7 protein-coding genes are annotated in these 12,267 nt (G+C 64.6%); all 7 read right to left on the bottom strand.

The genetic code is table 11. From position 1 onward, the window contains the following. Positions 1 to 10: 10 nt before the first annotated feature. The 7 genes from ACX5I4_RS02055 to ACX5I4_RS02025 all read right to left on the bottom strand — a co-directional run bounded on the left by ACX5I4_RS02055 (position 11) and on the right by ACX5I4_RS02025 (position 12,161). Positions 11 to 346, bottom strand: coding sequence for a hypothetical protein (locus ACX5I4_RS02055; RefSeq protein WP_461835198.1), 336 nt, complete (start codon positions 344 to 346; stop codon positions 11 to 13). 273 nt (positions 347 to 619) lie between these two features. Next, positions 620 to 1,192: a recombinase family protein gene (locus ACX5I4_RS02050; protein ID WP_461835197.1), complete on the bottom strand. Its 573-nt coding sequence runs from the start codon at positions 1,190 to 1,192 to the stop codon at positions 620 to 622. 416 nt (positions 1,193 to 1,608) lie between these two features. After that, the gene (locus tag ACX5I4_RS02045; protein WP_461835196.1) at positions 1,609 to 2,070 is read right to left on the bottom strand and encodes a DUF4265 domain-containing protein; all 462 of its coding nucleotides are present in this window, start codon (positions 2,068 to 2,070) and stop codon (positions 1,609 to 1,611) included. Between the two features lie 165 nt (positions 2,071 to 2,235). Then, positions 2,236 to 2,544, bottom strand: a complete 309-nt coding sequence (locus ACX5I4_RS02040) for a hypothetical protein (RefSeq protein ID WP_461835195.1) — start codon at positions 2,542 to 2,544, stop codon at positions 2,236 to 2,238. A gap of 199 nt (positions 2,545 to 2,743) precedes the next feature. Then, a complete protein-coding gene (locus tag ACX5I4_RS02035; protein WP_461835194.1) occupies positions 2,744 to 3,205 on the bottom strand; it encodes a DUF4265 domain-containing protein in 462 nt (153 codons plus the stop codon). Beyond that, a complete protein-coding gene (locus tag ACX5I4_RS02030; protein WP_461835193.1) occupies positions 3,205 to 9,300 on the bottom strand; it encodes an RHS repeat-associated core domain-containing protein in 6,096 nt (2,031 codons plus the stop codon). Before ACX5I4_RS02030 ends, ACX5I4_RS02035 begins: the two co-directional genes overlap by 1 nt. Then, positions 9,297 to 12,161 (bottom strand): hypothetical protein, encoded by a 2,865-nt coding sequence (locus ACX5I4_RS02025; RefSeq protein WP_461835192.1) that lies wholly within the window; start codon positions 12,159 to 12,161, stop codon positions 9,297 to 9,299. Before ACX5I4_RS02025 ends, ACX5I4_RS02030 begins: the two co-directional genes overlap by 4 nt. Between the last annotated feature and the right edge of the window lie 106 nt (positions 12,162 to 12,267).

Here is a 12,267-nt window from a genome sequence, read left to right as displayed (position 1 = left end):
CCAGCTGGCTTTAGGAGAAGCATCCCGGATAGCCGCTCTTGATGCTGGCGATATCCGCGCTCGTTAGCGTTCCGCCGGGTTGGAATGCGATCTCCGCATAGCCGCAGGAAGTGTTGCTCCCATCGGTGGTGTTTCCTTGGTTGCTCGAGACGCACAGGTCTGCGAAGTTGCCACCATCACGCACCCGTCCGCCGAGCGTGGCCGAGCAGGCTTTCTGTTCGGCCGCGAGAAGAGCGGCCCGGTCCTGGACCGCCTGCGCCGATGCCTGTACCTCCGCGGCGGATTGGGAAGCCTTTGCTCTTGCCGAAGCTTCGGCCGATCCCTGGGCAGCCTCCTGCTTGGACATGTTCGCATCACACTGTTGGATCTGTTGATCTGCGACGGCCCGGGCTTGTGGGCCCGGTACTCCTGAGAGTGTCGTCAGGGGCAATCTAGGCCCGGTTCCTCTTGAAGGGGTCGGGAGCCGCCAGTTTTGGTTTTGTGGGCAGGGTGTCATGCCCAAGTCTTTTGCACGGGTTAGCTGATTTTCAGGGGTTGTGCAGGGACTGCTGAGCGGCGGAATTTCCGTACTCGTCTGCACAATGCGTCAATTTGCTCAGTTCACGTCTGCACGATTCGTCTATGGCATCCTGCTGGGCCCTGGTTGAAGGTATTGGTAGACGGTCTGGCGGCTGACCCCGAATTCCCGGGCGAGTGCGGCTTTCGCTTCGCCGGTGGCGGCACGTCGTACCAGGTCGGCCGCCTGCCGGGCGTTCAGCGCCTTGCCCCTGCCTTTGTAGACGCCGGCCTTTTTGGCCAGGGTGATCCCTTCACGTTGTCGTTCCCGGATGAGGGCCCGTTCGAACTCGGCGAACGCCCCGATCACGGAAAGCAGGAACGTCGACATCGCGGTGTCCTCTCCAGTGAAGGTCAGGTTCTCCTTCACGAACCGGACCTGCACCTTCTTGTCGGTCAGCCGGCGGACGATGGCGCGCAGGTCCTCGAGGTTCCTGGCCAGGCGGTCCATTGAGTGCACCAGGACGGTGTCGCCGTCGCGAGCGAAATCGATCAACGCGTCCAGCTGCGGGCGGTTTTGGTCCTTCCCCGACGCCCGGTCTATGAAAACCCGGTCGAGCTGCTCGCCGTCGAGTTGCCGGATCGTGTTCTGGTCCAGCGAGCTGACCCGTACGTAGCCGAAAGTCTGGCCAGTCATTGTTCCCCGCCCTGTAGTGTCAGGGCAACTCTAAGAGCCCGCCACCCACGTGTCAAGAAATGTCAATTTCAACCCCAGCCTGACACATATCCATTGGCATCGTTTCACGCGGGGTTTACGTCTGTTTGGGGTATACCCCAGACTGACACCGGAGGCTAAACGCGCAATCCTGTTCCGTTACTACTCAGACCCCAACCTAAGTCTTGCGCCGGCTCTTTCGCCTTAACCGCTTCCGGCCCGCCCCTGCGGCGACCGGGGAAAGAACATACTCGCAGGACCCCTTCCGGGGGTCCGCAGCACAAGCCCCCAACATTTACTTGTCGGGTATGGACACCGACAGGAGTATCGGACCAGCGACGCCTGGGATTCTGCGCATGCCACGTCGCCGCGTATTCCGCGGTCGGCAAGTTTAGGCTTTAGATCAGAATCTGTTCGATCTCCACACTCTCGCCTAACTCGGCGAGTCCGGCGAAAAACTCCTCGTGTGACCGCCCCGGCTCAAGACTGATGGCCACATAGCCCGGCGAAAACCACTCGCACAAGTACTCCAACCGGCCGAGTAGGTCATGTAGCCGCAGGTGCACCGCGTTGACGTCCTCGGGTCGCTTGACGGCGACCCTCACGACGCCGTTGCCCGATCGCTGCACGACAGACTGGATCACATAGCCGTTCGCAGCCTCGGCGCGCACAACATCGCCGAGAGCCATGTCATAGGCGAAGAACGGGATGCAAGAAAGCTCGAAGCGATCGTCCCCCACTCGCTCGGTCCAGAGTTGCTCGAAACTATCGCCGCCCCCGATGCCATCGACCACGGCGCGCAGCATGAAACTCGGCGTTGGTCGGCGCACCGGGTTCGGATGAGTCGCGATCTTGGTCATCACGGGCCGCCGTAGGTCGAAGTCCACCAGTCCGAACCGCAACCCTCCACCAGCCGCTGAACCGACCCCTTAGCCTTCAACCGTGCCAATTCAGCGTCTCGGACATGCTCCATTACCTGAAACCCTTCTGATAGCCAGAATCCGTCAAGACGAAATCTTTCGCTATCAGAAGTACAGGATATGTACTATCGGGTCAACAGGACATAGCGGCAACAGGCCCGTTTCGACCGGCTGGGAGACATGGACTTCGCACCTCGCCTCGCTGGGTGGCTGCAAGGAATGCAGCTTCATCCAGCAGGACTCGCCGATCAAGTCGGCATCCACATTACCCAGATCTGCCGCTATGAGGCTGGCACCAGCCAGCCCCACCCTCGACGTCCTAAGGGGACTCACTGTCGGGCTCTCGTCAGCATCGATGCTCTTGTCTTCGATGGGGATGAGTGCGGTCCCGACAGCCCCGATCTGCGCCTGCACCTCGAAGCCCTCAACCAGCCCGACGACGACCCCGCCGCCATTGTCAACCTAATCAAGTCCGTCCTGCTGTGCCACCAGGCCCGCAGACTTACCCGCACCAGGTTGAAACACCACGGGCGTCGGCTTCGACACTCGAGCGACGCCTGGGATTCTGCGCATGCCACGTCGCCGCGTATTCCGCGGTCGGCAAGTTTAGGCTTTAGATCAGAATCTGTTCGATCTCCACACTCTCGCCTAACTCGGCGAGTCCGGCGAAAAACTCCTCGTGTGACCGCCCCGGCTCAAGACTGATGGCCACATAGCCCGGCGAAAACCACTCGCACAAGTACTCCAACCGGCCGAGTAGGTCATGTAGCCGCAGGTGCACCGCGTTGACGTCCTCGGGTCGCTTGACGGCGACCCTCACGACGCCGTTGCCCGATCGCTGCACGACAGACTGGATCACATAGCCGTTCGCAGCCTCGGCGCGCACAACATCGCCGAGAGCCATGTCATAGGCGAAGAACGGGATGCAAGAAAGCTCGAAGCGATCGTCCCCCACTCGCTCGGTCCAGAGTTGCTCGAAACTATCGCCGCCCCCGACGCCATCGACCACGGCGCGCAGCATGAAACTCGGCGTTGGTCGGCGCACCGGGTTCGGATGAGTCGCGATCTTGGTCATCACGGGCCGCCGTAGGTCGAAGTCCACCAGTCAGACATCCGCGAAGGCCAGAACGGTGGTGGCCATTCGCCGACATAGCCCGGAGGGGGGTTCGCCGGCGCCACTCTGGAGCCCTTCGACAAATTGCACCACGCGCACGCCGGGGCCAGATTCTCAGGCGTCAAGTCTCCGCCTTGGACACGCGGAATCACGTGATCAAGATGTTCAGCCGGATTCTGCTGGCAGTAGGCGCAAGTCGGCGGCTCTGCACCACTCTGGAAGTATCGTCCACGCACAGACGACGTGATTCGGCTACCGGAGGTCGCCGCATCAGCCGTCGAGCCAGCAGGGATCCTTACGGTTCCTGCGACTTCCGCCGCAGACGCTTCCGCGGCGCCTATCTTGCCTATGCCGCCCGGGACGAACATTCCGGCGATCGCTGCGAGGTTTTGCCAGCGGCTGGTGCCATCGGGTGCCGGGCCTCCGTTCATCGCATCTACCGTTTGGGTGAGGCTCAATGGACCTTTTACGCCGTCTATGGCATCTGTGGGCGACGCCGGCGAGGCGGGGGTTGTTCTGGTCCAGGAGGGTGCGATGTAGAACTTCCACGATCCAGGTGCTGGAGCCGTGTAGCCGGGAGCATATGGCCCAGCTGGAACGTAAGGCGCGGCCACGCCTGGTGTGGCTCCTGCTCCGAACCAGGATCCTCCGTCTTCGATGGCGGGTCCGAGGATCATGAGTCCGGAGGGGTCGGAGTTGTTGATGGCGTCGGCCTCGCCGTAGACGTAGGGGGAGAAGTTGTTCGCCTCGTCGCGTTTCAGGATCGGGTCCGGGCTGGTGAAGGCCCCGAGGACGGGGTCCAGGTCGCGGGCGCCGAGGTGGGTCAGGGTGCTGACCGTGTCGGCGAGCCCGCCGATGTACCCGTTGATGGCGCCGTACCCGCCGGGGTTGGCCGCGTTGGATCCCACACCGGTGGTTCCGGCCGGCGCGGTCGCGTACGCCCCGGAACCGGTCGCGGCCTGGGTCGCGCCCCGGGCCAGGCCCAGCGGGTCCGTGTACCGGGTCTGCGCCGTGGCCAGCGTCGCCCCCTTCGTGGGCTGCACAATCGTCTGGGCGGTGTTCAGGCGGTCACCGAGGATGAAGGCCAGCTTCACCGTTCCCCCGACCGCGGTGCGCTGCGCGATCGTCTTGCCCGCGAAGGTGTAGGCCTTCGTGACGGTCTTCACCCCGCCCGGGGTCGAATGCGCGGTGACACCCCCGAGGGTGACCGTGGTGCCGGTCCCGTCCGTGAGCCCGACAAGGTTCCCACCGGCGTCGTAATACCTGGCCCCGGCACTCCCGGCAGACCCGGCCACCGGACCCGGCGGGGTCCCCGCCGCAGCGGAAGGATTCGGATTCGCCGGCAGCGTGCTGGTGCCCGTGGTGGCGGCGAGTTTCCCGTCCGGGGTATAGGACAGGGTCTCCCCCGCCCGGCCCGTCATCCGCCCCGCCGCATCCCAGGAGAACGTGCTGGTCGTCGGTGACCCGGTGGCCGGGGTGGACGTCATCGACTGCACCCGGTGCGGACCCGGCTGACCCGCCGCCGGATACGCGTAACTCTCCGTGACCGCAAGATTCCCCGCGGCATCGAAACGCTTGACCTGGGACCGGTCCCCCGACGGCGTGTACGCAAACGTCTGCGCATACGGTGCCGGACCACCCAGCCCCGTGACCGACGTCGACGCCGGGGTGGGGGCGGTGCTGCAGTTCTTCGCGCCCGCCGTCCAGACCGCCGCAAGACGGGAAGCATAGTCATAGCCGTAGCACTGGTAATCATCCGGTTGCCCGGCCCGGGACGGGAACCACTGTTCCCGGGCGCTCAGCTTCCCCGACGGGGTGTAGGTGTAATTGATGGTCCCCAGGTCCGCGGTGACGCCCTTGGCGATGTTCGTCGCGGACTGGTTCGCCAGACGCCCCGTGGTCGCATCCCAGGAATAGTAGACCTGGTTCACGCCGGTGGTGTCCAGGGTCATGCTGTTGTTGTTCCGGTCGAACTGCTGGTAGGTGGCGATCTGGTTCAGATGACCGTACTGGGTCGAACCGACCAGGAAGTTCCCGGCCTGGTCTTTGACCGTAATGGGATTCTCGAACGAGTCGTAGAAGGAATAGACGGTTTCCGCAGCGAAGCCACCGATCGCCGGGCTGGTCTGGGCGCTGAGGTTACCAGTCTTCGTGTAGAAACTGGAGGTCGTGTAGCTTCCGGCGTACCCGGTCAACGCTGCCGGCAGGGTCACCGTGCTGGTTTTGGGCAGATAGGCGGCGTTGTAGCCGGACACGGCCGTGGTGACGGCCTGATCGTAGTTGGGGCCGTTGTACCGGGTCGCGGTACTGAGCCGGCCCTTCTTCTCGCCGTCGAACGTGCTTGTCGAGAGGGTGTGGGCTGTGCCGCCCTGCGGGGTGACACTGGTGCTTATGGCCCGGTCCAGCGTGTCGTAACTGTAGCTCGTGACGGTCCCGGCGGCGTCCGTTCTCGTCGCGACCCGCCCTGACGCGTCGTAGCCGGTGGCCGCGGTCCCGGTATCCGGATCGGTGGCGGATATCTGCCGTCCGGCGGCGTCCAGGGCCCAGGACCATTGGTTGCCGGCGGTGTCCGTCATGGTGGTCATCCGGCCCAGGGCGTCGTAGGCGTAGCTGGTGGTGTCGGGGGTGCCCGTGGGGGTGGTGCCGTGATAGAGCAGGCGTGACGCTACTTTGCCGGCGGCGTTGACGATGGTGCGGGCGGCGGATTCGTTCCCGGGACCCGTGGTCGTGGTGGTGTCCGCGCCCGTGTAGCTGATGTTCGTTGCCCAGAGCACCTGATTATCGTTGGCCAGGGCTGTCTCGGTAATGAGACGACCGGCGCCGTCGTAGTCATATTGGTCCGAGGACGGCAGGGCCATGTTGGGGACCATGAGGGTGGATCCCGGGTTGGTGGCGTAGTAGTAGTCGTTGTTGACCAGCCGTTTGGCGCCGGTGGTGTTGTAGTAAGTGTCGGTGGCGATGGTTCCGCCGCCCGGGGAGGATTTCTGGGTTTGCCGGATCCGCCCCAGTCCGTCGTAGATGTCGTAGCTGATGACCGCTTCACCGATGCCGTTGATGTTGGTGCGCATGATCGATGACGGTGCGGTTTGGGAGATGGTATACGCCGTTGCCTGGGTCGGGGCAGGATTGGTTGCCTGAGGGCGCATAGGGTCCCAGACTCCGGTGACCCGGCCGGAGGCATCGTACTGGTAGCTGGTGACGTTTCCGTTCTCGTCCGTGCCGGTGGTCTTGTTGCCCCGGATGGTTTCGAAGGCCGTAGTGGTGGTCCAGCCCAGAGGGTTGGTGGTGGTCACCGTGGCAGGCAGCCCGGTGGCAGGGGTGTAGGCGATGGCGCTGGTGCGGGCGGTGCCGGTGGTGTTATCCGTGGAGCTGACGGTCCGGCCCAGGCCGTCATAGGCCAGCGTCGGACCGGTCTTCCAGGTCGTGACGGTCGTGCCGGTGACGGCAGTAGCCGTATCGGTGCGGACCGGGTTGCCCAGGGTCGGTGCCTGGAAACCGGGGGCTCCGGGGGTGGCGGCTGTGGAGGTGTCGTAGAGGGTCTGCACGGCGCTGAGGAGGTTCCCGGCCGGCGCCCCGGCCCCGGTGCAGGGTCCGGCGTAGGTGGAGACGGTCGCGGGCAGGGCCAGGAGGTTCACGCCGGTGTTGTCCGCGAATACCGTGACGGTGCAGCTGCCGGGGGTTCCGCCGGTTTCCCCGGAATCGGACACGGACGTGCTCCGGCCCAGGGCATCGAAGGTGTTGGTGGTCGTGGTGGTGCGGGTGCCGGCCCCGGTGCTGCTGGCGATGATCCTCTTCACCGTCCCGGTGCCGGTGTGGCGTGCCTGTGCGGCACCGGTGCCCGCAGCCCCGGTCGCGGTCGGGGCCGAGGACCAGGGAATGCTGATCGCGGTGCTCAGCTGCGCGCCGCTCTCGCCCAGGAATTTCTGGGTTTCGACCGCAGAGCCTGCCAGCCATGGTGAGTCGGTGATGGTGGTGCCATCCGAGGCGGTCACGGACGCCGAGACTGTCCCGCCGCTTCCGTTCGACGGTGTTCCGTCCAGCCCACGCAGGTACGTGGTGATGCTGGTGGGGTTCTGCCCGGCAACGGGGGCGTTGCCGGTGATGGTCTTGACCTTGCCCCATCCGGCCAGCACAGACCAGGTCAGCTGGGAGCCGCCGACACCGGTCACGAAAGCTGGACCGGCGTATTTCCAGGCCGGCGTGCCCTGGTATTCATAGCGGGTGAGCATGTCCGGACTTCCGGAACCGCCCGGGCCAGCGTTTGTGGACACGGACGCGACCGGGTAGACGTGGAAGTAGTCCATTCGTGCCGGTTGCGGAAGAGGAGTGGTGGGCGCCCACCACTGCGGAAAGCAGCGCTTGGTGTTCGTCTCGGGCGAAGCCGGAAGGTTTGAGGGAGTGCATTCGGGTGCCTGGTAGGTAACCGCGATCGTGGCACCGGTGACGGTTTTGATCGAGGAGATCCTGTACCGGTCAAGGGGTGCGAGTCCGTCGACGACCCAGACCCGGTTCTGCAAGGTCTGGCCACCGAAGACCACACCCGGATCCGAAATAACCCCGCCCACTCCGGTGGCCGTGTTGGCTCCCTGATGATCCACCGAGCCCAGCCACAGGGCCGGTTTGGTCGTGTCGCCGGGGTCCGGCATGGAATGGTGCAGGTTCCAAACGTCCACGTCCTGGTACGTCGTGGGGCCGGTATTGGTCCTGGTGGTGACGGTCAGGAGACGCTGGTCACCGTAGAAGGTGGGCGAGTAGACTGTGCACCCCCCAGTCGGGGCGCAAGCGAAGCTGGTGGGAACGTCGCTGCCCTTGCTGCAATCGACCCCTGTGCAGCGGGGCGTGTAGCCCAGTTCGATGCGCAGCGGGGACGGGGTGTCCAATTCGGACCCGGTGCGCATGCCGTAGTCCACGCGGACCAGGCGGCTGGAACGGATATAGCTCTTCAGGGCGCCAGTGCCGGCCTGGGAAGAGTAGTTGTTGGCGTCCTGGGCGTAGTAGAACGCTTGGGAGTTCCCTTGAATGTCAACAACGTAGTCCAGGTTCCAGGCATAGGCCTGCTGGCACAGCGACGCCCCGAAACTCCCGGCCGCGCAGGGCTGGGACGCGTTCGCGGCCCCCACCGGGACCGTGTCGGCGGAGTTCGTCGAGGCCTTCCCTGTTGCCCAGCCGGGCAGATGGTTCCGGCCGAAGAAATACTGCGTCCCGGACGTGTCAGTCAGTTTCCAGTAGCCACCGTCAAAGGTGCCATTGGCACCCGCCGCGGTCAAATATTCGATGCGGGTGTTGTCATCGTTCTGCAGCCGGTACGTCCCGGTGGCGGCGTCCTTGATGACCTGCCCGGAACGCCCCCCGAACGAGATGCTGAACTGCTGGCCACCGACGGCCCCGCACAGATCATAGGAACCGGATACGCCCTGGTCCATGCAGGGAGCGAACTTTTGCCGGATTGACCCGGCACCGGCGAGAGACCAGCCGTCGCCGACAACCGAAGCCTGGTTGTTCGTCGAGCTCGTCAGCCCGTCGATCGTGGAGGAATCATAAGCCAGGGCAAGCGAAGGCGTCGGACCGGCGGGAGCCTTCCGCGCAGTGAAGGGGTAGCTCCAGGTGAACCCACCGGTTTGGCCTTTGACACCCCACGCCCCGGAGGAAGCCCCGGGCAGCCCGGTGAAGTCACCGGAGCCCTTGTCATTGCCTTGGACCGGAGCGGCCAGGGGCGCCCTGCCAGTGAAGCTAGCGGTCTTCACACTCAGCTCGGTGCCGACCATTGAGGCCCTGGCAGGGGTGCCTGTACCGGTAGCCGGACCCGTACCCGTCACGGTCCCGTGGGTGGCGGCCGGGTCGGCCCCATCCAGGAACGGACGGCCAGCCCCGGCAGTCTGGGGTGTTTCAGTCCAGGGGATCACTTGGACGGCGGCTACGGGCTCGGGCAGGTGGGGCGACCACCCAACCGAGTGGTCTACGTTGATTGCGAACAGTCCCGCGGTGGCAGTGACCACAGCGGCGGCTACCGCAAGAACAACAGACCCGTGGGCCTGTCTGAACCGGACTTTGCTCATTTGAGGACTCCCGTATCCGTGCTGGTGAAGTTGTTTTGCGCATTGGCGAACTGGGTTGGGATCAGGACGGCCTGGGTCATCACGGGGTTCAGGATCTGGCCGGTGAATTGGCCCAGCCCTCCTGTTCCGGCTGCCCCGAGGAGCACGGGCTGGGTGGCCGGTGCCGTCAGGTGGGCCGGCGTTGAGGTGGCCGTGGTCCAGGTGGTGGTGGACCCGTCCGAAGTCATAGAGATGCGCAACTGCTGGTTGATCTTGTCGTAGACCGCGGAAACGAAATACCAGATATTGGGTGAAAGCCCCTCTGTGCGCTGGACCGAGTCCTGGCCGCCGCTGTTGGCCGCGGACCAGGTATCGAACTCGGCGTACCCCCCGCTGCTGAGCCGCAGCGCCCCGCCCGGGGAACCCGTGCCGGCCATCTGCGTGATCAGGGACTGGAAACTGCCGCCGGTCGGTGTCGTGGGGCAGAACCAGCCGGACACGCTGAAGCTTCGGGCGGTGTCCACCGCGGCCGAGACCGTATCGGCGTACTGTCCAGCGGCGTTGAGCTGGAGGGCTTTGCTGGTTTCGGGCACGCTGGCCGGGTCCACGCTTCCCTGGCAGGACCCGGTCGGGGCAGGCGAGTGGGCGTTGGTCTCGATATCCACCCACGACGCGCCGCCCCGCGGCGTCGCCGCCAGTATGGTCGACGGGTCAGTGGCCGTCTTGGGTACAGTGAACGTGTACGAGACCGGGGTGCTGTTCACCTGTTGGTTGACGTTGCCGGCGTAGTCGAAGGACCACACGGTCAGCTTGGTTTGCTTGTCGATCGCCCCGATCGTGATCGGCTGGGTGCGGCCGCCGTCGGGGCATTTCACCACGAACTCACTGAGCCGCGTCTCGCAGCTGACGGTCCCCGGGAAGGCCGGAGTGGCGTCCGCACTCGTGACCGCGTACACGAAACCCTTCGCGGAATACGGGCCGTTGTTGCTCAACGTGAAACCGTACGATGTGACACCGACCGTGCCTTCGTTTGGGGCAGGGGTTTTGTCCGTGCCCGTGTTGGTGCCGGAGACAGTCGTAATGGACGACGGCGGCGTGATCACCGGCGGCGCAGGCGGGGTCGTATCCACGGTGAAGTAGAACTGCATCACGCCGGACACCTGTCCTTGCGAATCGTTGGATTGGGCCTGGAGCTGGTACTTCCCGTCGGGAAGCACTCCGCCTTGCCAGCTCGGGTATCCACCTGATCCGGGCACTGTCACGGGGGTCGTTGTGCTGAACATGACTTGTCCGGAGCTGTTGAACACGCTGAACCACACTTGGATTGGCCCGCCCGCGTTGCCGTCGGGATCACTGGCACCAACCGTGTAGATCGGTTGACGGTCCCTCGTCACATACGTGGACGCGAAGGGCGCTCCGGTCCACAGCGCATGGGATATCGTCCAGATATTCGGTGTTGTAGGTGGTGTGTCGTAGGTGACGATGACCGAGGCGTCGTTGTTGAACCGCTTCCAACCCAACGGGTCGCCCTCGTTGCCGGCCCGCAGCGACACCGTCCACTGGCCCACCTGTGCGAGCGTGCTCTTCAGCGCCATCAAGTCGAACCCGACGGTCCCAGCCGCGCATCCCGGGTAGCCCATGGCCACCGTTTTCGAGTCAACTTTTCCGACGAGCCCGGGCTGGGCGTTCCACGTGGTCCCCGGGCTGACTCCGCCGGTGACCCACGCGTCCACCGGGGTGGCGGTGCACGAGGAGGCCCAGCTTTCCCACGCATTCATCCGGGCGGCGAGAATGACTTTGCCTACCATGGGCTGGGTCGCGAACTGGTAGTACCCGCGGGTCACATGCTGCACCCCATCCGGGGCCCAGGACGCCGGCAGGTATCCGACGTGCACCGTGGAGTCCGTGTACTGGCCGTTCCAGTAGGGCGTGTTTGGGTAGGCGCTGTCGACGTACAGGTACGACGCCCTGGTCACCGACCAGTCCGGATCTACATACAACGGGTATTGCAGGTTCGGGGTGTTCAGGATCTCGTTCATGCCGAAGACCTGGGTCTGCTTGCCATTCTCACTGCCGAGTCGCAGAGAGAACGACCTTGTGATTCCGGGACCCCCGGGGTCCGTGGCGGAAGCTCCGGTCTGCGAGGAATCCCACCACTGGCCCGCGGCTGTGCGGAGTTCCGTGCTGCCGGTGTCCTTCCCTTTAGCTTCCAGCCCACCGCCGGCCTCGGTTTGGACGCTGGCGTTCTGCGCGTCCAGGAGGATGCGCATCTGCGATACGCGGGGGTCCTTGGCGGCCGCGGCCGTGGCGATCTTCAGGACTTGGGAGACGCCGGTTTTGTGAGTGACCTGAATAAGGTCCACCCCCGGCAGCACCGATGAGTAGGTTGCCGTGTTGCCTTGAACCACAGGTTCGGGCAGAATCCCGAAAGGCCAGGACTGGCGGATCGAGTGCCCGTGCTTGTCGTCCACACTCGCCATTTGCGAGGTTCGGCCACGTCCGAGCGTAACGTCAACGGGCGCCATTCTGGGCTTGAGGACCGGCTGCCCGTTTTCAGTGGCCTGGACCAGATCGGTCGAAATATCCTGCCAGCCACCGCCGGTCTGCATCCGGACAGGCTCTGTGTTCACCGTCCGCGTGAACGTCCCGTCCGGGTGGGCCACCGTCTGCTCTGTGGGAGTGGTCAATGAGTCAACCACAACGTCGGTCCCGCTTTGGGCTGCCTGGGTCTTGGCGACACTTTCCGTGACAGGACCAATCATTCCGGTGCCGAGGCCGGCAGGGGAAGGTCCAGCCCAGGCCGGCCCGGGAGCCGCCAAAAGGCCCGCAACTACCGACAAACCACACAAAGCACGCAAGAGGAACGAAGACCGAGAACCCACGGGACCACTTTCACCAGAAGGAAGTGCGTGGGATCCCCAAAATAGACCGTTCCCCCAAAGCACGGATATCTGAGAGCAAACTACATGTCGGCTGGATAAACGCGCA

Source organism: Arthrobacter sp. MMS24-S77 (assembly GCF_054888235.1).
This window is presented reverse-complemented; position numbering and strand designations above follow the sequence as displayed.